Here is a 22,588-nt window from a genome sequence, read left to right as displayed (position 1 = left end):
GATCGCCGGCTCCTGCGCGGAATAATCCACACGAAAACCCCCGCGCCTCGGCGCGGGGGAGACAAGTGTACGACTGCAGGGGTAATCAGTCGTCCAGCTTGTCGTAATCGAGCTTGGGCGCGTTCTGCAGTGCGTCCTTCGTGGTGTCGACATAGGCCTTCCAGGTGCCGTTGTCGTTGTGTACAGCGACGGAAGCGGGGTCGAGAACCACATAGCTCTTGTCGATGCCGAGGAAGCCGCCGACGCTGGCGACAAGGCCGATCACCGACTTGCCGTCGCCGATGACGACATCTTCGATTTCGCCGATGTTTTCGTTCTGGGCGTTATAGATGTCCATGCCGTCAAGCTGGGAGGCGGTGAGATCGGTCTTCTGGACATTGACGAACTTCAGCGGGCCGCTGGCCTTGGTGCCCATGGTGATGCCCGGGCCGGACAAAGTGGCATCCGCACCGGCAGCAGGAGCCGTGGTTGCCGTCTGGGCAAAAGCCACGGAAGAGGAGAGCGCTGCTGCGGCAGCGAGAGCGATGACATTGATTTTCATGATGTTTCTTCCCTTTGTATGCTGAACGTTGCGTTCGGGGAAGAAACGGTGAAGGGCGAATTTGGTTCCGCATGGGAGCGCAGGAAATTTTGGTCTATGCTGAAAACCGGAGCAGATGTGCAGCAGGCCGGCAGCGGCGGGGTGGCGAAATCGGGAGGGTATCATGGCAAAAATTATGACGGAGAAAGCTGCGGAAGAGGCTGCGGCGTCCGAGGTCATCGACCGGAAAATTGCAGAGCTGGACGACTGGCGCGGCGACACGCTTGCGCATATCCGTGCGGTGATCAGGACGGCCGATCCCGAGGTTATCGAAGAGGTGAAATGGCGCGGCGTGCCGGTCTGGTCGCATGCCGGTATTCTCTGCACGGGTGAAACCTACAAAAGCGCGGTGAAGATGACATTTGCCAAGGGCGCGTCGCTGGAGGACCCGGCGGGGTTGTTCAATTCAAGTCTGGAGGGAAACACGCGGCGCGCGATCGATTTTCACGAGGGGGATATCGTGGATGACCAGGCGCTAGCGGCGCTGATACAGGCTGCGGTGGCGTTGAATGTGGCAGCGACGAGCGGGAAGAAACGAGCCGGAAAGTGATGAAACCGGTGGTGGGGAGGGCGATGCCTCAGTCCCGGGCTACGTCCGCGGCCTTGTCCCACTCCCCATCGATGAACTTCAGCGCGTCGATGATCGAGACCTTCCACACCGACCAGACGTGATCGCCATCGGTCACGCGCAATTCAGATTTGCGCTTGTCGGCCTGTAGCGTCTCATGCAGGGCGATGGCGCCGCGCCAGAGGAAGAAGCCGTCATCGTCGCCGACGGTCAGATAGGTGGCGGGCAGATCCTGGCTTTCAGCGACATGCTGCGCCACGAGGGTGAAGGCGTTCTTTTCGTTGAAGAGCCTCGCATCGAAAGGCGTGCCGAAGGCGCCGGAGAAATGGTCGCCGGTTGAGGGCAGCACGATGCCGCTTGTAACGGTGGCGCGGTCAACCCGGTGAAAGAAAGCGCTGTCCTGAATGAGCTTGAGTTCGGCAGGTGTCTTGTCGAGATCGGCTGCAGGGACATTCTGCCAGATGGCGCCCGACAGGCTGGCGACGGCGCCATAGAGGTCCTCGTGGCCATAGGCGAGATGCAGGGCGCCGAAGCCGCCCATGGAGAGGCCGGCAATGGCGCGGCCTTCCCGATCTTTCCGCACCGGCAGCGTTTTTTCGATCTGGTGGTGCAGATCGCCGGTCAGGGCGGTTTCGTAATCGCCGGGACCGCCCACGGCGGCGGAATCCACGTACCAGCTGTTCTTGACACCGGGCATGACGACGAGCAGCGGGCGGATGGCGCCTGCCTCGATGAGTGTGTCTAGCGTCTTTTCGATATTGCCGAGATCGCGCCAGCTATTCTGGTCACCATCATGGCCGTGCAGGAGGTAGAGCACCGGCCAGCCGTTTTCCGGTGGAGCGCCATCCGGGCGGTAGATATTGACGGGAAGCGGCGCGTTGAGGGCCGCGCTACGGAAGGTGGCATCCTCGATCTGGCCGGCAAGAGCCGGTGTCCAGAGCAAGACGAGGGACAAAGCGGCAAGGTGTTCTCGACGCATGCGATGTCCTCTTGCGGCCTTTGTTCGATCCATCACCGTCCCGGTCGGCCCGTCTTGCCCTTCGTCCGGCTTTTGCGCTTCTGCTCGCCGGCGTCTTCATAGGACCCCGCGCCGATCTTGCCACGCACCAGCGGTCGCGGATCATCGGTAGCACGCTCCGGCTGGCCTTCCATGAGCGGTGAGAAGCGTTTGCCGGATTCGGTCTCGGGCTTGTCTGGTACTGCGCTGCGCACGGGCTTTTCGGTCCTGCCCACGGTCATCTCGTCCAGCGTGTTCCTGCGGAACAGCGGTTTTCCCGCATCTGAGCCGGGGCCCATTTCATCCAGTGAGGGTTTGGTGAAAAGGGATTTGCCGCTTTCGTTCGGCGCGGCGCCCGCCTCCGTCCTGCCGGATGTCTCCCCCTCAGGTGGGGAGATCGACAAGTGGCTGCGCCTGTTGTTCTTTCCACCGCCTTCGATGGCGCGGGCCTCTTCCTTCGCCATGGGGTCGTCCATGGTGGCGAGTTCGGCGGCCTTGAGACGTTTGATTTCGTCGCGCAGGCGGGCGGCCTTTTCGAAGTCCAGATCGGCTGCGGCGTCGCGCATGGATTTTTCCAGCGCGTTGAGATGGGACTGCAGATTGTTGCCGACCAGATGGCCGCCATCGGCGAAGCCCTTGCCGGAAGCGCCTGATATATCGGCCCTTACGTGATCCCGCTCATAAACTGAATCAAGAATATCCGAGATCTTCGCCTTGACTGATTCCGGCGTGATGCCGTGTTCGGCGTTATAGGCCACCTGCTTCTCGCGGCGGCGGGAGGTTTCCTCCATCGCCCGCTTCATCGAGCCGGTGATGTTGTCGGCATAAAGAATGACCTTGCCATCGACGTTACGGGCGGCGCGGCCGATGGTCTGGATCAGCGAGGTTTCGGAGCGCAGGAAGCCTTCCTTGTCGGCATCGAGGATCGCCACGAAACCGCATTCGGGAATATCGAGACCTTCGCGCAAAAGGTTGATGCCAACAAGCACGTCGAAAGCACCGAGGCGCAGATCGCGGATGATCTCGATGCGCTCCAGCGTGTCGATATCCGAGTGCATATAACGCACGCGAACGCCCTGTTCGTGCAGATATTCGGTCAGGTCCTCGGCCATGCGCTTCGTCAGCACGGTGCAGAGTGTGCGATAGCCTTTGGCGGCTGTCTCGCGGATTTCACCGAGAACATCGTCCACCTGGCTACGGGCGGAACGAACCTCCACCGGCGGATCGATAAGGCCGGTCGGGCGGATGACCTGTTCGGCAAAGACGCCGCCGGCCTGTTCCATCTCCCATGAGCCGGGGGTAGCCGAAACCGCGACCGTCAGAGGCCGCATGGCATCCCATTCCTCGAAGCGCAGCGGACGGTTGTCCATGCAGGAGGGCAGGCGGAAGCCGTATTCGGCCAGCGTCGCCTTGCGCCTGAAGTCGCCGCGATACATGCCGCCGATCTGGCTGACGGAGACGTGGCTTTCGTCGATGAACAGCAGTGCGTTATCAGGGATATATTCGAACAGCGTCGGCGGCGGCTCGCCGGGATTGCGGCCGGTGAGATAACGCGAATAGTTCTCGATGCCGGCGCAGGAGCCGGTCGCTTCCAGCATCTCGATATCGTAGCGGGTGCGCTGCTCCAGTCGCTGGGCTTCCAGCAGGCGCCCGGCCTTCTCCAGTTCGGCGAGGCGGACCTTCAGCTCTTCCTTGATCGACTTGATCGCGCCGTTCAGCGTCGGGCGCGGGGTGACATAGTGCGAATTGGCGTAGATCTTGACGGATTGCAGGTCGCCGGTTTTCTGGCCGGTCAGCGGATCGAATTCGGTGATGGAATCGATCTCGTCGCCGAACATCGAGATGCGCCAGGCGGCATCCTCAAGGTGGGCAGGGAAGATTTCGATGGTGTCACCGCGCACGCGGAACGAGCCGCGCTGGAAATCCATGTCGCGGCGCTTGTATTGCTGGGCCACGAGGTCAGCCAGAAGCTGGCGCTGGTCCAGCCGGTCGCCCACCTGCATCTGGAAGGTCATGGCGGTGTAGGTCTCGACCGAACCGATACCGTAGATGCAGGAGACCGAGGCGACGATGATGCAGTCGTCGCGCTCCAGCAGTGAGCGAGTGGCGGAGTGGCGCATCCGGTCGATCTGCTCGTTGATCGAGGATTCTTTCTCGATGAAGGTGTCGGAGCGCGGCACATAGGCTTCCGGCTGGTAATAGTCGTAATAGGAGACGAAATATTCCACCGCATTGTCGGGGAAGAAGTTCTTGAACTCCGAATAGAGCTGCGCGGCCAGCGTCTTGTTGGGGGCGAGGATGACAGCCGGGCGCTGTGTCGCCTCGATCACCTTGGCCATGGTGAAGGTCTTGCCGGAGCCGGTGACGCCGAGCAGGACCTGGCTGCGCTCGCCGGAATTGATGCCTTCCACGAGGTCGGCGATGGCCGTCGGCTGGTCGCCGGCGGGCTGATACTCCGAGTTCATGCGGATGGTAACGCCGCCTTCGGATTTCGGCGGCCGGGCCGGCCGGTGCGGCGTCCACAACTTGCCGTCCTTGAACAGCGGATTGCCGCTTTCGATCAGCTTCGACAGCGCGTCCACCGTTGCGGTGACGGCGCCCGGCGCGAGGTTGGCGGCATCCTCCAGCGATACGTCCATACCGGCGACCGGATTGAGGCCGGCGGCGGCGCGGGTTTTCGGATCGCTCGATGCGCCGATGGAAACACCGCGCGCGGTCTTGGAGGCCGTGGTGTTCTTGGCCGTCTTCGAGGCGGCCTTCTCCGCGTCCTTGCGTGCTTCGATCTCGATCTTCTTGCGGTGCTTGCCCGCCTTTGAGGCGATTTCGCGCTGGGTTTCCACGGAGGATGCCTCCGCTTCCGCCTCGAGCTGCTTCACCCAATCGGAGACGCTGCCGCTGAGCGGCGCACCTTCGAATGACGATTGCGGAGCTTCCTCGAAGCCCGAGGGCGAGGAGGTGGAGTTTTTCGGTGATCTGGCCATGGGCGAAATATGGAGGGAGTCACGCACAAAGTGAAGGGGATACAGCGAAAAAATGAGTACAAAAAGGAAACGAAGCGTGCGGAACAAAATTCGGCCGGATGCGTTGCGTAGCGGCTGAAAACAGCTTTGCTAAAATCTGCAGAAAATCGATTCCGGTTTTCGGGCGGATGCGCTAGAGCAAATCCATACGGGCAGAATGACGTTTACCTTCAGACTGCTTTTTATACTGCATTTCATGACATCCCTCCCTTTTTCCAGGACCCATCATGCCGTTCTCAATCAGCCCTGCCCACATCTGGCCTGTCCTGATGCTTATCGCCTCCAATATTTTCATGACCTTCGCCTGGTACGGCCATCTCAAGCACAAGGGCAGCGCGCTCTTCCTGGCTATTGTCGCCAGCTGGGGTATCGCGTTCTTCGAATATGTGCTGGCCGTTCCCGCCAACCGCATAGGCTCGGAGGTCTATTCCACCGCGCAGCTCAAGACCATTCAGGAAGTCATCACGCTCGCGGTCTTCGCGCTGTTTTCGATCTTCTGGCTGAAGGAAAGCATCACCATCAATCACGTGATCGGTTTTGCGCTGATCGCCTTCGGCGCTTCCTTCATTTTCCGCTCCTGAAGACAAACGAAAGAGACTGGCGCTTTGCCGGCGGAACCAGTCGCAACGGATATGAGGTGATGTATCGATGAAAATACGCCCTGCAAGAGTTGACGACGCGACGGGAATGGCGGCGGTCCAGAACGAGATATTCTCGGCCGGCCTCCGAAAAGCGCCGACGGATATTACGGCGGTGCTGGAGAATTATATCCAGCACACCGATCGTATCGAGTGCTCGGTCGCCGAGGATGAGGACGGGCGCATTATGGGGTTCCAGTCGCTGCGTTATGCGCGGGCGGACAATCCCTATGGCGTGGCGGAAGGCTGGGGCATCATCGGCACCCATGTCAGCCCGCAGGCGGCGCGAAGAGGAGTAGGATCCGCCCTCTTCGCGGCAACGCGAAGGGCGGCAGAGGCGCGGGGCCTCAAGAATATCGATGCCAGCATCGGCGCGGACAACATGCTCGGGCAGGGTTATTACGACGCCATGGGCTTCACGACCTATCGCCAGCCGGAAGGGCTGGTCTGCAAGGTCTACCGGCTGGGCTAGGGCACGTCCGGTTTAAACGGAAGCGTCGGACGTGCTCCATCTCTTTGTTTATCGCATTATCCGGACGTAAAACCGCTACGCACTTTTACTGGGAAATGCTCTGGATGCCTGCTTCCTGTCAGCTGCGATTGTCGTTTTCGGAATATTGCAGCCGCGCCTTGCAGATACGGACGTGGTTCTCATCGGCCCATTGCACCAGCAATTGCATCGGCACCAGAAACGAACGGCCGAGATTGGTCAGTTCGTATTCCACGCGCGGCGGTACCTGCGCATAAAGCGTGCGGCGAATGAAACCGTCTTCCTCAAGCCGCTTCAACGTACGCGACAACATCTGCTTGGAAATATCGTCGATCTTGCGGTTCAATTCGTTGAAACGCAGCACGCCGCCCTGAAGCGCTTCCAGAACCAGCAGGCTCCATTGATCGCCGATACGATCCAGCACGTCGCGTATGGGGCAGGGCTGGTCGAAGACGAAGATTTCTTTGGTTTGCATATCCGGCATTTGCCTCGCCCTTTCCATTTTCTTACCCCTTCAGGTCATCGCCGTGTGACCTGATCAGCGGCGGCTGACTTCTTGCGGCCGGGGTTGCGATATCATAGCTTTCATTAGCGGTCTATTATTTAGACCAATAACGATACCGACAAAGGAAGAAGTCATGGCTAACATCGCGCTCATCGGGGCCTCCGGCAATGCCGGATCCCGTATTCTGAAGGAACTTTCCGACCGGGGCCACAAGGTGACGGCGATCGCCCGCAGCCCTGAAAAGATCGCCAGCCTGCCGAACGTGGTGGCAAAACAGGGCGATGTTTTCGATCAGGCAGGGCTTTCGGAACTGCTTAAAGGTCACGATGCCGTGATCAGCGCGGTGCACTTCACTGCCAGCGATCCCCTGACTCTGATCGAGGCCGTGCGTGCCTCCGGCGTTCCCCGTTACCTCGTGGTGGGTGGTGCCGGCAGCCTTGAAATAGCACCGGGCCAGCGTGTGGTCGACCTGCCGGATTTCCCGGCCGCCTACAAGGCCGAAGCGACCAAGGGCGCGGAGTTTCTGGACCGCCTGAGAGGGGAAAAGCAGCTCGACTGGACCTTCCTGTCGCCATCGGCCGAATTTGTGCCGGGGGAAAGAACCGGCAAATTCCGTATCGGCAAAGATGAGCTTCTCAGCAATGCCGAAGGCAGCCGCATTTCCTTTGAGGACTACGCCATTGCGATTGTCGATGAAATCGAGAAGCCGCAGCATTCCCGCCAGCGTTTCACCGTCGGTTATTGAGAGGTATCACCCATGAATTTCGTGACACGTCGTCTTGCCATCGCCGCTCTCGCTCTTGCGCCTGCATTGATGGCCGCTCCGGTCCTGGCCGAAACCGCCAAGCGGGATCTCGCCCAGGAAGAGGCCAACCGCAAGCTGGTGATCGAGTTTTACGATACCGTTTTCAATAAGCATGAAGTGGAGAAGGGGGCTGCCGTCATTGTCGACAGCTATAAGCAGCACAACCCCATGGTGCCGGATGGCAAGAAGCCGTTCGTGGATTATTTCACCGGTCACTTCAAGGAAAACCCGCAGTCGAAGGCGCGCATCGTGCGCAGCGCCACGGATGGCGATCTCGTCTATCTGCATATTCATTCGACCGAAAAAGACGGCGATCGCGGTACGGCCATCGTCGATATCTTCCGCGTCACCGACGGCAAGATCACCGAGCACTGGGATGTGATCCAGCCCGTTCCGGAAACGGCGGCGAACAATAATACGATGTTCTGAGGGCAGTCTCTCGACGCCTCACCGATGACAAGGGAACAGCCGGGATTTTCGCCCGGCTGTTTCCATTTTCAGATTGTGCGCGGTTTCTGACGGGACTGTATGATCAGGTCCAGCACGAGCATGACCAGCAGGCTCGCGCCCACCAGCGGGAAAATGACGCCGCCGATGGCGAGCATGACGAGCAGGCCGCGAAGCACGCGTTTTTCCTGAGGCAGGGGCGGCACTCCGAGCGACCCTTTCGGACGGCGTTTCCACCACATGACGCCGGCGGACACGGCAAGCAGCAGAATGCCGATACAGGCCGCCAGAAGCACGATCTGGTTGGCGAGGCCATATTGCTGTCCCAGATGCACGTTGATGCCCCATTCCAGCGCCTTGCCGAGCGGGCCGTAATCGGCGTAGCTCATGTCGATCAGCGGCTCTCCGCTATATTGATCGAGGTGCACAACGCGCTGTTGACCGAGATCATCGGGATAGACCGAACCGCTATAGACGCCGGTCGGTTTTCCCGGCAGGGCGACGGCATAACCGGCGGCAAGGCCGAGTGCATCGAAACGTGCGATCGCCTCGTCGATTCCGATCGGCTGGCCTTCGGAGGCGGCGGTGGATTCCGGTATTTTTGCCTGCTCCAGCGACCAGCTTGTCTTCGCCACATGATCGAGATGGTCTCCGGACATCGGCACATCGGTGCGGATGCCCGCCGGGTACCCGAAGTTGCTGCCATTCGCCCATTCATTGACCTTCGCGCCCCATACGCCCGACCAGGGCATGCCGGTGACCGCAAGAAAGACGATGAAAAAGCCGACGAAAATGCCGGTGACGGCATGGGTATCGCGCCAGAAGACCCGTTTTTTCGGCGTGCCGCGCACGGTGACGACTCCACCCGTCTGCTTTCGCGGCCACCAGAGATAGATGCCGGTGGCGACAAGAAGGATGGACCAGCCGGCCGCGATCTCGATCAGATAGCGGGCATAGGCGCCGAAATATTTCAGGCTGTGGAGATAACGGATCGTCCACATGATGGTGCCGCGATCCGGCAGGGAACCGGCCACCTCAGCGGTGTAGGGGTTTACGTAGACGGCCTGCTTTCCAACCGCGGTACTGACGGTGATTTCCGTCGAAGCACCCGGATCGGCCGGTGTCGTATATTTGACGGCGGTGCCGGGAACGGCCGCGAGCGCTGCGGCCACGATCTCGGAAGGCAGGGCTTTTGGCGCGTTTTGCGCTACCTCGATGCGCTTAAGGTCCGAATGGATAAAATTGTCGAACTCGTCCCGGAAGAGATAAAGCGCGCCGGTGACGGCGAGTGATATCATGAAGGGCAGGACGAGGAGACCGGCGTAGAAATGCCAGCGCCACACGGCGCGGTAAAGATTTGCGGACGAGGAATGCGCAGGCGCACGCTCGCCCCCGAAAGAGGTCGTAACGGACATGGATGTCTCCGCAAGAGAATGGATTTTCCGGCAGGCCGGACAGTGTTCTAGCGTTGCGGAGCGAAGGGCGGCGCGCGTGGGCGCGATTCCAGATTGGGTGGCGATGGCGACAGCACCGCGTCGAAATTCAAAAAGGCGACTTCGACCGCCGGGAGAATATTGTCCGCGCCTTCGACGGGAATAACGGGAAGAGCGGCGGCCGTGGCCGAGGCCAGACGGCAGAGCGTGCCGCAACAGTCATCGGCGATCTTGCCCGCCGGGTCGTGTTTGTCCGAGCCGCCTTCAGGCATATGGCTGGAACAGATGATCTCATCCGCCGCCAGCGCGGCCATCGCCATATTGCCGCTGGTCAGGCCATTGGCGAGACCCTGCAAAAGGAAAAGCAGAACCGCCAGCATGGCGATGGCGCCAGCCGAACTTCTATCCTGCATGATCCTGCGAATGAATCCCATGGGATCGGAATGTCATATTTGCGGCGAGATGTCACCGCGACACAATGACGGCAGGGGAGAGACAACAGGGATCGCATCAGTGAGGAATGATCCTGGCAATGCGCGACATGTCTATGCTGCCTGCTGTATATGGCGTTTGAGCTGAGAGCGGCACTGGAGCCCAGTGCCGCAACGCGATTATTCCGCTGCGGGAATGGGCGTGGGTTGTCCGTTTTCGTCCATTGCCACCATGATGAAGGTTCCGGCGGTGACTTTCTCCAGCTTGTCATAACGCGACCGCTGCGCCCAGGCTTCCACCGTGAGCGTGATGGACGTGCGGCCAACGCGGGCGATATCGGTATAGATGGACAGCGTGTCGCCGATCTTCACCGGCAGTTCGAAGGCCATTTCCTTGACCGCTGCCGTGACCACACGACAGCGGGAGCGTTCCGCTGCGCGGATGCCGCTCGCCAAGTCCATCTGTGACATGACCCAGCCGCCGAAAATATCACCGGCCGGATTGGCGTCGGCCGGCATGGCGAGCGTTCTGAGAGTCAGCTCGCCGGTCGGTTTGATGGTTGGGTTGGTCATGTTGAGATTTGCTCCATGCGAATGACAAAGGCGCAGCATGCGTTGCGCTTTGCGATTTCGCAAGGAAGGGCAAGCGTCAGGATGACGCTTTGCCCAGAAATTGCTGCGTTGCATAAAGGGCGATGGCCGCCGCATTCGAAACATTGAGCGATTTGATCTCGCCCGGCATGTCGAGACGGGCGAGCGCCGAGACGGTTTCGCGCGTCTTCTGGCGCAGGCCCTTGCCTTCGGCGCCCAGCACCAGTGCGATTTTTTCACCGCTAAAGGTCTGTTCGATGGGGGCGGGGCCTTCCGAATCCAGACCGACGGAGAAGAAGCCGAGCTTGTGCAGCTCGCCCAGCGCATCGGCCAGATTGGTGATCTGGATATAGGGAATGAGTTCCAGCGCACCGGAAGCCGATTTCGCCAGTACACCTGACTCGGTTGGGCTGTGGCGCATGGTGGTGATGACGGCGCCGGCGTTGAAAGCGACCGCCGAGCGCATGATGGCCCCGACATTGTGCGGATCGGTGACCTGATCGAGCACGAGGATGAGCGGGCTGTCCTTCAGCGCGCCGAGCCGCTTGACCGGCAGGGGCCTGGTTTCCAGCATCACGCCCTGATGGATCGCCTCGGGGCCGAGAACCCTGTCGATGTCCTGCGGCGAAACCATCTCCACCGGGAAGGGCTGGGCATCTGCCTCGCCGATATCCAGCCGCGCAAAGGCGTTCTGGGTGACGGATAGCTTGATGAGTTGCCGTTCGGGATTGGCAAGCGCTGCACGCACGGTATGCAGGCCGTAAAGATGCACCTGATCGGGCGCAAGCTGCGGCGGCTTCCAGTCATCAGCACCGCGGTTCCGGCGCTTCGGCTGCTGCGGGGTCGGAATTTCGCCCCGCTCGCGTTTGGCGTCGCGCACGGCACGGCGCAGGGTGGCATAGTGCGTGTCGCGGGTGGATTTGTTGTTGGGATCGTCTTTGCTCATGGCGCCTTATATCTCTGCAAAGAGGCGCGCACCAGCCCCCGCGATAATCCACAGGGCTGCAAACAGGTTTGAATTTTTTCCCGAAAATTCGTGAAAGGGCGTGTTGACAGAAACGAACGAGGCCGTCATATACGCGCCACAGACGACGTAACGGCGCTTCGCCGCAGCGAAATCTGAAGAGCTTGGTTGCTCGATCCTAGCAGAAAGCTGGAGGGATGCCCGAGTGGTTAAAGGGGACGGACTGTAAATCCGTTGGCTACGCCTACGTTGGTTCAAATCCAACTCCCTCCACCATTCTGCACGGATCGAAATCACCACCGCGGGTATAGCTCAATGGTAGAGCAGCAGCCTTCCAAGCTGAATACGCGGGTTCGATTCCCGCTACCCGCTCCAGTTACTCTCCCTATACAATCGAAGACGATCATTAAGCGCTGATTTTGCAGCGTTTTTTCTTGCCTGCTCTGCATCGCAAGTATGTTCACCCGCGATCATTTTGCTGCTTCGACTTACCGATGATCGGCATCAGGCCGCCGTCGGTCATGCGCACATTTCATTTCATGCCATTTAGGGAAGTTGCCGCGAAGGCGGCGCCAGCCATTCTTTACAATTGAGGTCAAGGGCCGGTCATGGTTCCATGCCGGACGCGTAGCTGATTCCTCCCCGTCGATGCCAAACCGCGATCCGAGAGGCCCATGTCGATTTCAGATACGATTTTTCGCCCTTTCGAGACGCTGATACGGCCGCTCGACATTCCCTTCCGGCCGCTGCCGTCGAAAGGCCCCGTCGCGGTGCTGTTGCATTTCATTGCGATGTTTCGCGGCGTCCTCATTGCTCTTGCCCTGTCGTCCATGGCGGTGGAAGCCATCAACCTGTCGATCATCTGGGGATTGTCCGTTATCGTTGATGGCGTGACGGCGCAGGGAGCAGAAGCTTTCCTGCGCGATGAATGGCCGCTGCTTACCGTCCTTGGGCTGTTGATCTTTCCCGCCATGCCGGTGGCTTCGTTTCTTCTCAATACGCTCAATTCGCACACGCTCGGCATCGCCATGCCGGTGGCCATCCAGTGGCAGGGCCACAAGGCTGTGGAGCGGCAGGATCTGGCATTTTTCCATGAGCTCTACGCCGGACAGGTCGCCTCGCGTCTTTCGCAGGTCTCGTCAGCCGTTCAGCAGCAGATCATCAACGCATTCCAGATCGGACCGCGTTTTCTGCTGCAGATGATCGGCTCCCTTGCGCTTCTTGCCGCCTTGTCCTGGCAGCTGGCGCTGCCGGTGTTCATCTGGATCGTGCTGAATGTGGTTCTCGCCGTCAAACTGGCTCCCGTCTTCACGGAACGGTCACGCCGGTCGGCGAAACAAAAGAGCCTTGTCTCGGGCGCGATTACCGATCTCTACAGCAACATGCAGATGATCAAGCAATTCGCTGCCGAAGACAGCGAGGCGGGCGCAATCCGCCGCATTCTGAACAAGGCGGTGCAGACGCAGCACAGGGAGCAGCGTGTCTACCGCGCGTCCGAGCTGGTCGTGGTTGCGCTCAACATGGCGTTGTGGCTGGCGATCCTGTCTGTGGGGTTTTCCGGTCTGGTGAAGGGCTTCATCACGGTCGGAGAATTTGTCGGCGCGGTCTATATATTACAGCGGCTGTCAGGGCACACATTTACCTTCCTGCAGATGGGCCAGCAGATATTCCAGGCGATCGGCACCATCAAGGATGCCATGCCTGTCATGACGACGCCGCCGACCATTACCGACAGGGCCGGTGCGGCGGAGCTGAATGTCGCGCGTGGAGATATCGATTTCAACCATATCCGCTTTGCCTACAAGTCCGGCAGACCGGTGATCGATGATCTGTCGCTCAAGGTCCGCGCGGGAGAGAGGGTCGGGCTGGTGGGCCTGTCTGGCGCGGGAAAAACGACGCTGGTCAATCTGCTCCTGCGGTTTTACGACATTCAGGATGGCGCCATCCGCATCGACGGTCAGGATATTCGCGAGGTTACGCAGATGAGCCTGCGCCGCAATATCGGGGTGATTGCCCAGGATGTGGCGTTGCTGCACCGGTCGGTTGGCGACAATATCCGCTACGGGCGACCAGAGGCGACGCGGGAGGAGGTGGAGCAGGTGGCGAAAGTGGCCAAGGCCGATGCCTTCATCGCCGATCTTGCCGATAGTGAGGGGAGAAAAGGGTATCTGGCTTTTGTCGGAGACCGTGGCATCAAGCTTTCCGGCGGGCAGCGCCAGCGGGTCGCCATTGCGCGCGTGCTGTTGAAAGACGCGCCTATCCTGATCCTCGACGAAGCCACCTCCGCCCTTGATAGCGAGTCCGAAGCCGCCATTCAGGAAAAGCTCAACCTGGTGATGGAGGGCAAGACGGTGATCGCCATCGCGCACCGCCTGTCGACCATTGCACGAATGGACCGGATCATCGTGCTGGATCATGGCCGGATTATCGAAGAGGGCAGCCCGGAGGAACTGGTCGAGCAGGGCGGGCTGTTTGCGCGACTGTGGAAACGCCAGATCGGCGGGTTTATTCCGGAAGACGAGTGATCAGGTGAAATCTGCGGCGATAAGCCGGTTGGCGTGGTGTGCTTTCAGACTGCATCGAGCGCTGACTGGATTCGCAGTTTCTCCGCATCCAGTTCGCTCAGCCTTCCCATATGCGCCGTGATCTCCTCAAAGATCGAGGTGCGATCCGTTTTCGACAGACGCTCCGCGCAACGCAGGGCTGTAATGACCTCGATCAGGTCAATTCGTTCCTGCTCAAGCTTTTCCAGATTCCACAACATCGCGTTTTCTCCGTTGGCACACGGTTCAAATGGCCAGATGGGAGAAAGGTTCAAACCGGTAGAATTTAAGGTAAATTTTATCTTGTCGGAAACGGCGCGGCCCGGGCCGCAGCCGAATCAATAGGGCGAGAGACATTGCATCCGTGTGCCGGCAGCCGCCATATAGCTGTTGTCGGTGGGATGGTAGGATGTGTAACGCGTCGCACACCATTTTACATGGTTGATCTCGGCCTGCGACAGGGCGTAACCGTTGGGCGTGGCCTCTTCGCCTTTTCCTGCCGCAAAGGCTGAGGCCGGATAGCCCCGCTGGTCTGAAGTCTGCGCCTGTTCCTGTTCCTGTGTCTCATAGGCCGGCTGTATGAGGCTCAGAGCATGGGCGGGCACGACGGAAGCGGCAGATATTGCGACGCCAAGAGCGAGCGCGGAGATAGTCTTCGGCATCCTCAACATCGATAAATCCTCGTTATTCGTTCGGTATGCTAACGAAAACTTAGGAAATTCGTTCCGGTGAAGGGTTGACCTCACACGAACACGTGATTCTTGGGATTGGGTGCTGGGGATGCCCGGTTCCTGCGACGGGGCCTTCAAGATGACGGCGCGGTGCCGGCTTCACCACGAAGATGGTGTGTCCGGTGAGCAAGTGCCGTGTGCCCCGTCGATCTGAGTTTCCGTCTCTACCGCACTGCTCGTTGACAAGCGGAAAATCCGGTCAGATAGTCGGCCGGCAATCATGCACACGGGAGTCTTCAATGTTGAACAGGGTTGTCATTCTCTCATCCTTTGCGCTGCTGGCATCGGCGGCGTTCGTCTCCCCCGCAGCCGCACTCACCATGAAGGAGTGCAGCGTGAAGTATCAGGCGGCGAAAGCCGACGGGTCCGCCAAGGACGTCAAGTGGAACGACTATCGCGCCAAGTTCTGCGGCAGCGAGGCGGCCGCTGAGGATGCGGCCGACGACAAGCAGGTCGCGGCCACCACCGAAAAAGAACCCGCAAAAGCGACGATAAAGGCCCCGAAGGGCGTCGCTTTCCCGAGTGCTGTCGATAAGAAGTATTCAAGCGAGACGCCCGGAAAGGCCCGCCTGAAAACCTGCGTCGACTCCTACCACAAGAACAAGAGTGACGGCACGCTCGGCGATCTGAAATGGATCCAGAAGGGCGGCGGTTACTGGAGCCTGTGCAACACGGCCCTGAAGAGCTGAGGCAGGGCGGCGGGCCGATCCGCTGCTCCGGTATTGGCGCGTTATCCGAGATAAATTCGGATAACGCGTAAGGCCGTTCGGTCGCGATCGTTTGCCCTGTCTTTGCCTATGGCCCTTTGCTGCCCTCGCTGGCATGTGAGGATATGACCGCCCATCCGCGATCAGGACCTGTTCGCGGATGAACCTGTTTCTCGATGGGGTGAAACTCCCTAGTTGGGGCAACCCCGTTTTAGGGCGGGTAAAAACTGCGAATGGCTTGCGATTCAATCTCTTGATAGAACGAATTGACACTGCGGCTTGATCCGCATCCAGCAATTCAACGGCTACGGCTGTCCGATGACGGCTCGCCGGCAATGTGGGCGGATGACCAGACGATTTCGAAACTATCTCACGGTGCTGGCCATATCGCTGCTGATGTGGACGGTGATCCTTGGCGTCGTTTATTGGCTGTTTCGATAGGTTTCGCCGCAGTTTGCCGGCCCGAATGAAGGTACCCGCATGGCCTGTGCGGCGATATATCTGCCGCATGTTTGCAAGGTCGGTTTTCCTGAAAATTTGATATGCGCGAGGCGGCGGCCCCATTTCGGCTTTGCTGGCATGACCTTATGATCCGGTGACATCAGGAAAGGATCATCATGAATAAAACCGTTGCCGCGATATCTCTTGCAGCTTTTTCCGTATCGCTCGCTACCGGCGCCATGGCTGAAGACCTGGTGATTCCGCTTCCGAAGGACACGACGGTCGAAAAGGTGGAGGCGGTCTATCAATGCGCCGCCGACAAGGTGGAGGCCGTCTATTTCAATGCGGGCGAGGTCAGCCTCGTGCGACTGGGGCTGAAGAATGGCGTGACGGTCGCCGCAAATGTCATTTCGGGCTCGGGCGCCAAATATCAGGGCGGTATTTATGTCTGGTGGTCGAAGGGTGACGAGGCGAATCTTTACGATCTGATGGCGGACCCGGAGATGAAAAAGCCGGTTCATTGCGTGGACGTGAAGAAATCCTGAGCGCTGGACTTTCCCTCAAGGGAGCGGCGGCAGGGCGGTTCCTGAAAACCTTGCCATGCCGCCGGTCAGCGTGGGAGTGCGCGCGCGGCGCGTTCAGCCAAGAACGAGCGACGCAAGAAGCGCCAGCAGGATAAGAGAGCTGGCGACAACACCGAGCCTCACCCTGCGAAGGCGGCGGGTACGACCGCCGCTCCAGTCATAAGCCATTGGCAGCTTTACCTTTCTTTTTATTATTATGACTTATTGACTAGCTCCCTAGGCTTGCCCGTGGCTGACCTCAACTGTCAGAAACCACCGGCGAGAATTCACGATTTCCCTGTCTTCTCCTGATGTTGCAGCAAGTGCGGCGATTGATTCTTCCTATTCTGCAACGGCGAAACCAGGTGAGGGATTTGACGGTCGCAGGTCACGAAAAAGGCCCGGAAACTGGCGTTTCCGGGCCTTGTGCAAAGCGTTTCTACTGGCGGTGTCAGCCGAGATAGGCCTGGATATAAGGCAGAACCTCGAGCGTGCCGTGGTAGAGCATGTTGAGCGCCACATAGATGATGACCATGAGGCCGAGGTAGGAAATCCAGCGATAGCGGTGCAGGAGCTTGGCGACGAAGTTGGCGGCGAGGCCCATCAGCGCGATCGATACGACGAGGCCGATGATCAGCACCGTCACGTGTTCCTGCGCAGCGCCGGCGACGGCAAGGACGTTGTCCAGCGACATGGAGACGTCGGCGATGACGATCTGGGTCGCGGCCTGGAAGAAGGTCTTGTGACCCTTGGTCAGGTCGGCCTCTTCGTCGGTCACCTCGTCTTCGATGGAACCTGCGGCGTCACGCAGTTCCGTCCACATCTTCCAGCACACCCAGGCGAGCAGCAGTCCGCCGAACAATTGCAGGCCGACAATGGCAAGAAGCTGGACGGTGACGGCGGCAAAGCCGATGCGCAGAACCGTGGCGGCGATGATGCCGACCAGGATCGCCTTGCGGCGAAGATGAGCGGGCAGACCGGCGGCGGCAAGGCCGATGACGATGGCGTTGTCGCCCGCCAGAACGAGGTCGATTGCAATGACCTGCAAAAATGCCGTGAAACCGGCGGCTGTGAAGATTTCCATGGGATAGTCCTGAAACGGATAGAGATGTCGCGAGGGAAAGCGACGGATCGAGATATGGCATGGGATGGCGCGTGCGCCCGATTCCAATCGCCCGTCTCCCCCCGGCGATGGAATGCACTTAAGCCATCATGCCGGTGCAGGTAAAGAAGTTGTGATAGAAATATCTTGTTTAGTGATTAGCTAGGCTGACGGAGGGGGGGCTCGCGGCCGACGTCTGCCTCACCCTCGCGAGGGTTTAAATGTCGCAAACCAGACACCATATACAGGCCTCAAGGCACGCTTAAGGCGCGCGCGAAGACGCTTTCATAATTAAGTCTTGCGCATTCGCTTACAAAGCCTTAAACGGCGACACCAAACCGGTGCGCCGGGGAAACTACTTCACGTTCACAGGAAGCAATTCACATGGCAAAGAGCAAGTTCGAGCGCAATAAGCCGCACGTCAACATTGGCACGATCGGTCACGTTGACCATGGCAAGACGTCGCTGACGGCAGCAATCACGAAGTTCTTCGGCGAGTTCAAGGCGTATGACCAGATCGACGCGGCTCCGGAAGAAAAGGCTCGTGGTATCACGATCTCGACGGCACACGTTGAATACGAGACGCCTGCCCGTCACTACGCGCACGTCGACTGCCCCGGCCACGCCGACTACGTGAAGAACATGATCACCGGTGCTGCCCAGATGGACGGCGCGATCCTGGTTTGCTCTGCAGCTGACGGCCCGATGCCGCAGACCCGCGAGCACATCCTGCTTGCTCGCCAGGTTGGCGTTCCGGCGATCGTCGTGTTCCTCAACAAGGTCGACCAGGTTGACGACGCCGAGCTTCTCGAGCTCGTCGAGCTTGAAGTTCGCGAACTTCTGTCGTCCTACGACTTCCCGGGCGACGATATCCCGATCATCAAGGGTTCGGCACTTGCTGCTCTTGAAGATTCTGACAAGAAGATCGGTGAAGACGCGATCCGCGAGCTGATGGCTGCTGTTGACGCCTACATCCCGACGCCTGAGCGTCCGATCGACCAGCCGTTCCTGATGCCGATCGAAGACGTGTTCTCGATCTCTGGCCGTGGTACGGTTGTGACGGGTCGCGTTGAGCGCGGTATCGTCAAGGTTGGTGAAGAAGTCGAAATCGTCGGCATCCGTCCGACCTCGAAGACGACTGTTACCGGCGTTGAAATGTTCCGCAAGCTGCTCGACCAGGGCCAGGCTGGCGACAACATCGGTGCACTGGTTCGCGGCGTTACCCGTGACGGCGTTGAGCGTGGTCAGATCCTGTGCAAGCCGGGTTCGGTCAAGCCGCACAAGAAGTTCATGGCAGAAGCCTACAGCCTGACGAAGGAAGAAGGCGGCCGTCATACGCCGTTCTTCACGAACTACCGTCCGCAGTTCTACTTCCGTACGACTGACGTGACCGGCATCGTGTCGCTTCCTGAAGGCACGGAAATGGTTATGCCTGGCGACAACGTCACCGTTGAAGTCGAGCTGATCGTTCCGATCGCGATGGAAGAAAAGCTGCGCTTCGCTATCCGCGAAGGCGGCCGTACCGTCGGCGCCGGCATCGTGGCTTCGATCGTCGAGTAATCTTCGGGCCTGAAAAGGCTTGACGGAAACCCCGCTGGAGACAGCGGGGTTTTTTGTTTTGTATTGCGCGTTAGGGGGAGGGTGGCTTTCGCTTCCCTGTCCGGGCTGCTACTTCGTTGCCGGGGAGATGATGAGGAGTATCATGAAGAAGCGCGTTCTATTTACCGGTGGTTCCGGCAAGGCCGGCAGGCATGTGATCCCGTGGCTTATCGACAAGGGTTATGAGGTCCACAACATCGATCTCGTTCCGCTCGACAGGCCGGGCGTCACCAATCTCATTGTCGACATCACCGACAGCGGGCAGGTCTTTAATGCCCTGTCCATGCACAGGAACTTTGCAGAGCTCGAAAGCGGGAAGGGTGTTTTGCCCTATGATGCGGTGATCCACTTCGCCGCGGTTCCGCGCATTCTGATAAAGCCCGACAATGAGACGTTCCGCATCAATACAATGGGAACCTACAACGTCATCGAGGCTGCGGTGAAGCTTGGTATCCGCAAGATCGTCATCGCATCGAGCGAGACCACCTACGGGGTCTGTTTTGCCGAGGGCGAGAAGGATTTCCACCATTTCCCGCTTGAGGAAGACTATGATGTCGATCCGATGGATTCCTACGGGCTGTCGAAGGTGGTGAACGAAAAGACGGCACGGGCATTTGCCGAGCGAAGCGGATGCGACATTTACGCGCTGCGAATCGGCAATGTCATCGAGCCGCATGAATATGAGAAGTTTCCCGGCTTCTTCGCCCGTCCGGAAACGCGCAAACGCAATGCCTGGGGTTACATCGATGCGCGCGATCTTGGCCAGATCTGCCATCTGTGCATCGAAAAGGACGGCCTCGGTTATCAGGTCTTCAACGCCGTCAATGATACAGCGACAGCGACGGTCCCCACGCGCGAGCTTGCGCAGACTTATTTCCCTGACGTGCAATTCCGCCGCGAGATCGGGGATCATGAGGGGTTGATCTCCAACCGCAAGATTCGCGAGGTCCTGGGCTTCAGCGAAGAACATGACTGGCGGAAATACGTTAAAACCTGAGAGGTGCAGGATTTTCGGGGGCGGAGTGGAAAAAACAAAAAACACACTTGCCATTCCTTTCCCTGCACCTTAAAGGAGCGCATACCGAATTGGCCAAGCGATTTAGCGGCCGATTCAGGTGCTGAAGGGGTATAGCTCAGTTGGTAGAGCGGCGGTCTCCAAAACCGCAGGTCGGGGGTTCGAGCCCCTCTGCCCCTGCCACTTTCCATTCGCAAGCGCGGTTTTCGCTGCATGGCAGATGGGGCCGGATTTCCGGCGAATTTCGCCGAATGTCGATTTCCTCTTGTTAAAAGTGGAATCGGTGTTTATGTAAGGTCAAAACAGACACGCGGTGCGTGGGGCTGATTAGTTCGGCTTTACGCGCCGTAATTGCGTGGGCAGTCAATGGCATCCAAAACCAATCCGTTTACGTTTCTGCAGCAGGTTCGCGCCGAAGCGTCAAAAATCACTTGGCCGTCGCGCCGCGAGACCATGATTTCGACGGCTATGGTGCTGGTGATGGTCATTTTTGCGGCTCTGTTCTTCTTTGCTGCTGACCAGCTCATCGGCTGGGTGCTTAGCCTCGTGCTGAACGTCGGCCGGTAACGGATTGAACGGAGAATAAAAAAATGGCAGCGCGCTGGTATATCGTTCACGCATATTCGAATTTCGAAAAGAAGGTCGCTGAGTCGATCGAAGAGAAGGCCCGTCAGAAGGGTCTTTCTCATCTGTTCGAGAAAATCCTCGTGCCGACCGAAAAGGTTGTCGAGGTGCGTCGTGGCCGTAAGGTCGACAGCGAGCGCAAGTTCTTTCCAGGTTACGTGCTGGTGCGCGCCAACCTGACGGATGAGGCCTATCACCTCATCAAGAACACGCCGAAGGTTACCGGTTTCCTCGGTTCGGACAGCAAGCCTGTTCCGATTCCCGATTATGAAGCCGAGCGTATCCTCGGTCAGGTTCAGGAAGGTGTCGAGCGTCCGAAGTCTTCGGTTTCGTTCGAGATCGGCGAGCAGGTTCGCGTTTCCGACGGTCCGTTCGCGTCGTTCAACGGCGTTGTTCAGGATGTCGACGAAGAGCGTTCGCGCCTGAAGGTGGAAGTTTCGATTTTCGGCCGCGCTACGCCGGTCGAGCTGGAATACAATCAGGTCGAGAAGGTCTGATTGGCGGGGCAAGACCCCAAGCGCGTGGAAGGCAAACTGGCTCTTTAAGCCGGAGCAGGGCGCCGCACCACGCAACCGCAGCCGCCGGAGCAATCCGGCTTAAGAGAAGCCGGGTAACCGGTTTGAATTGAAAGGCAGAGAGATATGGCTAAGAAAGTTGCAGGCCAGCTCAAGTTGCAGGTAAAGGCCGGGGCGGCCAATCCGTCCCCGCCGATCGGTCCGGCACTTGGTCAGCGTGGCATTAACATCATGGAATTCTGCAAGGCGTTCAATGCCGCCACGCAGGAAATGGAAAAGGGTATGCCGATTCCGGTCGTCATCACCTATTACCAGGACAAGTCCTTCACCTTCGTCATGAAGCAGCCGCCGATGACGTATTGGCTGAAGAAGGAAGCCAAGATCACCTCCGGTTCCAAGACGCCTGGCAAGGGCGCCAAGATCGGCTCCATCACCAAGGCTCAGGTCAAGACGATCGCAGAAGCCAAGATGAAGGATCTGAACGCAGCCGACATCGAAGGCGCAATGGCAATGGTTGAGGGCTCCGCCCGCGCCATGGGCCTGGAAGTGGTAGGTTGATCATGGCCAAGGTAGCAAAGCGCATTCAGAAGATCCGCGAAGGTGTGGATCCCAACAAGCTTTACGTTCTCACCGACGCCATTTCGATGGTCAAGGAACGTGCTGTCGCCAAGTTCGATGAAACCGTTGAAGTTTCGATGAACCTCGGCGTTGACCCGCGCCACGCGGACCAGATGGTTCGTGGCGTTGTCAACCTGCCGAACGGCACGGGCCGTGACGTTCGCGTCGCCGTCTTCGCACGTGGCGCCAAGGCTGATGAAGCCACGGCTGCTGGCGCTGACGTTGTTGGTGCAGAAGAACTGGTTGAAATCGTTCAGGGCGGCAAGATCGACTTCGATCGTTGCATCGCGACCCCGGACATGATGCCGCTCGTCGGCCGTCTCGGCAAGGTACTCGGCCCGCGTGGCATGATGCCGAACCCGAAGGTCGGTACGGTGACCATGGATGTTGCCGGCGCCGTCAAGGCGTCCAAGGGCGGCGCTGTCGAGTTCCGCGTCGAAAAGGCCGGTATCGTACACGCTGGCGTTGGCAAGGCTTCGTTCGACGCCAAGGCTCTTGAGGAAAACATCAAGGCTTTCGCCGATGCCGTCATCAAGGCAAAGCCGGCTGGCGCCAAGGGCAACTATGTCAAGCGCGTCGCCATTTCCTCGACGATGGGTCCGGGCGTCAAGATCGACCCTTCGTCGGTTACGGCTTAATCAATTCTCGCGCTTCCCAAGGG

At 59.1% G+C, this 22,588-nt stretch carries 25 protein-coding genes and 3 tRNA genes; 17 read left to right on the top strand and 11 right to left on the bottom strand.

What is annotated here, in order from left to right; translation table 11 throughout:
* Positions 1–85: 85 nt before the first annotated feature.
* On the bottom strand, positions 86–541 hold the full coding sequence (locus DA915_RS10020) for a PRC-barrel domain-containing protein (protein WP_060723339.1): 456 nt from the start codon (positions 539–541) through the stop codon (positions 86–88).
* 163 nt (positions 542–704) lie between these two features.
* Here DA915_RS10020 and DA915_RS10015 point away from each other — a divergent pair, with 163 nt between their 5' ends.
* Positions 705–1,130, top strand: coding sequence for a DUF1801 domain-containing protein (locus tag DA915_RS10015; RefSeq protein WP_107675740.1), 426 nt, complete (start codon positions 705–707; stop codon positions 1,128–1,130).
* A gap of 28 nt (positions 1,131–1,158) precedes the next feature.
* On the opposite strand, the gene DA915_RS10010 is transcribed toward DA915_RS10015, so the two are convergent.
* Together DA915_RS10010 and uvrB are read right to left on the bottom strand one after the other, a co-directional pair.
* Positions 1,159–2,127: an alpha/beta hydrolase family protein gene (locus tag DA915_RS10010; protein ID WP_107675739.1), complete on the bottom strand. Its 969-nt coding sequence runs from the start codon at positions 2,125–2,127 to the stop codon at positions 1,159–1,161.
* 32 nt (positions 2,128–2,159) lie between these two features.
* A complete protein-coding gene (gene uvrB / locus DA915_RS10005; protein WP_107675913.1) occupies positions 2,160–5,126 on the bottom strand; it encodes an excinuclease ABC subunit UvrB in 2,967 nt (988 codons plus the stop codon).
* 266 nt (positions 5,127–5,392) lie between these two features.
* Here uvrB and DA915_RS10000 point away from each other — a divergent pair, with 266 nt between their 5' ends.
* Positions 5,393–5,746, top strand: a complete 354-nt coding sequence (locus tag DA915_RS10000; RefSeq protein ID WP_020009373.1) for a DMT family protein — start codon at positions 5,393–5,395, stop codon at positions 5,744–5,746.
* A 106-nt stretch (positions 5,747–5,852) separates the two neighbouring features.
* A complete protein-coding gene (locus tag DA915_RS09995) occupies positions 5,853–6,275 on the top strand; it encodes a GNAT family N-acetyltransferase (RefSeq protein WP_003507621.1) in 423 nt (140 codons plus the stop codon).
* Positions 6,276–6,393: 118 nt separating this feature from the next.
* Here DA915_RS09995 and DA915_RS09990 read toward each other — a convergent pair whose 3' ends face one another.
* A complete protein-coding gene (locus DA915_RS09990; RefSeq protein ID WP_003507622.1) occupies positions 6,394–6,777 on the bottom strand; it encodes a helix-turn-helix domain-containing protein in 384 nt (127 codons plus the stop codon).
* 154 nt (positions 6,778–6,931) lie between these two features.
* On the opposite strand from DA915_RS09990, the gene DA915_RS09985 reads away from it, so the two are divergent.
* Both DA915_RS09985 and DA915_RS09980 read left to right on the top strand, forming a co-directional pair.
* Complete coding sequence (locus DA915_RS09985) at positions 6,932–7,543, top strand: NAD(P)-dependent oxidoreductase (protein ID WP_107675738.1); 612 nt, start codon at positions 6,932–6,934, stop codon at positions 7,541–7,543.
* 12 nt (positions 7,544–7,555) lie between these two features.
* Positions 7,556–8,032 carry a nuclear transport factor 2 family protein gene (locus DA915_RS09980; protein WP_003507634.1) on the top strand — a complete coding sequence of 159 codons (477 nt, stop codon included), beginning with the start codon at positions 7,556–7,558 and terminating at the stop codon, positions 8,030–8,032.
* 68 nt (positions 8,033–8,100) lie between these two features.
* Here the strand turns inward: DA915_RS09980 and DA915_RS09975 are convergent, their stop codons facing one another.
* The 4 genes from DA915_RS09975 to rlmB form a co-directional block, all read right to left on the bottom strand.
* On the bottom strand, positions 8,101–9,465 hold the full coding sequence (locus DA915_RS09975; RefSeq protein ID WP_107675737.1) for a PepSY domain-containing protein: 1,365 nt from the start codon (positions 9,463–9,465) through the stop codon (positions 8,101–8,103).
* Positions 9,466–9,512: 47 nt separating this feature from the next.
* A complete protein-coding gene (locus tag DA915_RS09970) occupies positions 9,513–9,917 on the bottom strand; it encodes a DUF2946 family protein (protein ID WP_003507644.1) in 405 nt (134 codons plus the stop codon).
* Between the two features lie 177 nt (positions 9,918–10,094).
* Positions 10,095–10,487: an acyl-CoA thioesterase gene (locus tag DA915_RS09965; protein ID WP_003507645.1), complete on the bottom strand. Its 393-nt coding sequence runs from the start codon at positions 10,485–10,487 to the stop codon at positions 10,095–10,097.
* Positions 10,488–10,563: 76 nt separating this feature from the next.
* A complete protein-coding gene (rlmB, locus tag DA915_RS09960) occupies positions 10,564–11,451 on the bottom strand; it encodes a 23S rRNA (guanosine(2251)-2'-O)-methyltransferase RlmB (protein WP_107675736.1) in 888 nt (295 codons plus the stop codon).
* 209 nt (positions 11,452–11,660) lie between these two features.
* Here rlmB and DA915_RS09955 point away from each other — a divergent pair.
* The 3 genes from DA915_RS09955 (at position 11,661) to DA915_RS09945 (ending at position 13,994) form a co-directional block, all read left to right on the top strand.
* Positions 11,661–11,745, top strand: a tRNA-Tyr gene (locus DA915_RS09955).
* 25 nt (positions 11,746–11,770) lie between these two features.
* Positions 11,771–11,844 (top strand) — tRNA-Gly (locus DA915_RS09950).
* A 299-nt stretch (positions 11,845–12,143) separates the two neighbouring features.
* Positions 12,144–13,994 (top strand): ABC transporter ATP-binding protein, encoded by a 1,851-nt coding sequence (locus DA915_RS09945; protein WP_107675735.1) that lies wholly within the window; start codon positions 12,144–12,146, stop codon positions 13,992–13,994.
* 44 nt (positions 13,995–14,038) lie between these two features.
* Here DA915_RS09945 and DA915_RS09940 read toward each other — a convergent pair whose 3' ends face one another.
* Positions 14,039–14,233: a hypothetical protein gene (locus DA915_RS09940; RefSeq protein WP_107675734.1), complete on the bottom strand. Its 195-nt coding sequence runs from the start codon at positions 14,231–14,233 to the stop codon at positions 14,039–14,041.
* A gap of 117 nt (positions 14,234–14,350) precedes the next feature.
* Complete coding sequence (locus tag DA915_RS09935) at positions 14,351–14,683, bottom strand: BA14K family protein (RefSeq protein WP_107675733.1); 333 nt, start codon at positions 14,681–14,683, stop codon at positions 14,351–14,353.
* 299 nt (positions 14,684–14,982) lie between these two features.
* Here DA915_RS09935 and DA915_RS09930 point away from each other — a divergent pair, with 299 nt between their 5' ends.
* Both DA915_RS09930 and DA915_RS09920 read left to right on the top strand, forming a co-directional pair.
* Positions 14,983–15,432, top strand: a complete 450-nt coding sequence (locus tag DA915_RS09930; RefSeq protein WP_060726362.1) for a hypothetical protein — start codon at positions 14,983–14,985, stop codon at positions 15,430–15,432.
* A gap of 635 nt (positions 15,433–16,067) precedes the next feature.
* Entirely contained in the window at positions 16,068–16,436 is a 369-nt protein-coding gene (locus DA915_RS09920; RefSeq protein ID WP_107675732.1) for an MliC family protein, read from the top strand.
* A gap of 469 nt (positions 16,437–16,905) precedes the next feature.
* Here the strand turns inward: DA915_RS09920 and DA915_RS09910 are convergent, their stop codons facing one another.
* Positions 16,906–17,538, bottom strand: coding sequence for a TerC family protein (locus DA915_RS09910; protein WP_003507682.1), 633 nt, complete (start codon positions 17,536–17,538; stop codon positions 16,906–16,908).
* 402 nt (positions 17,539–17,940) lie between these two features.
* Here DA915_RS09910 and tuf point away from each other — a divergent pair, with 402 nt between their 5' ends.
* The 7 genes from tuf to rplA all read left to right on the top strand — a co-directional run bounded on the left by tuf (position 17,941) and on the right by rplA (position 22,565).
* Positions 17,941–19,116, top strand: a complete 1,176-nt coding sequence (tuf, locus tag DA915_RS09905; protein WP_107675731.1) for an elongation factor Tu — start codon at positions 17,941–17,943, stop codon at positions 19,114–19,116.
* A 142-nt stretch (positions 19,117–19,258) separates the two neighbouring features.
* The gene (locus DA915_RS09900; protein ID WP_060723319.1) at positions 19,259–20,152 is read left to right on the top strand and encodes an NAD(P)-dependent oxidoreductase; all 894 of its coding nucleotides are present in this window, start codon (positions 19,259–19,261) and stop codon (positions 20,150–20,152) included.
* A gap of 125 nt (positions 20,153–20,277) precedes the next feature.
* Positions 20,278–20,353: transfer RNA gene (locus DA915_RS09895), tRNA-Trp, on the top strand.
* A gap of 183 nt (positions 20,354–20,536) precedes the next feature.
* On the top strand, positions 20,537–20,737 hold the full coding sequence (secE, locus tag DA915_RS09890; protein WP_003507689.1) for a preprotein translocase subunit SecE: 201 nt from the start codon (positions 20,537–20,539) through the stop codon (positions 20,735–20,737).
* Positions 20,738–20,760: 23 nt separating this feature from the next.
* Positions 20,761–21,291: a transcription termination/antitermination protein NusG gene (gene nusG, locus DA915_RS09885; protein ID WP_003507690.1), complete on the top strand. Its 531-nt coding sequence runs from the start codon at positions 20,761–20,763 to the stop codon at positions 21,289–21,291.
* Positions 21,292–21,435: 144 nt separating this feature from the next.
* Positions 21,436–21,867: a 50S ribosomal protein L11 gene (gene rplK / locus DA915_RS09880; protein WP_003507702.1), complete on the top strand. Its 432-nt coding sequence runs from the start codon at positions 21,436–21,438 to the stop codon at positions 21,865–21,867.
* Positions 21,868–21,869: 2 nt separating this feature from the next.
* Positions 21,870–22,565, top strand: a complete 696-nt coding sequence (rplA, locus tag DA915_RS09875) for a 50S ribosomal protein L1 (RefSeq protein WP_003507704.1) — start codon at positions 21,870–21,872, stop codon at positions 22,563–22,565.
* Positions 22,566–22,588 lie beyond the last annotated feature (23 nt).

Origin of the sequence: Agrobacterium sp. LAD9 (assembly GCF_003031125.1) — a bacterium.
GTDB lineage: Bacteria > Pseudomonadota > Alphaproteobacteria > Rhizobiales > Rhizobiaceae > Agrobacterium > Agrobacterium radiobacter.
Note: the sequence above shows the minus strand (reverse complement) of the source record. Positions and strands in the feature narration are given on the sequence as shown.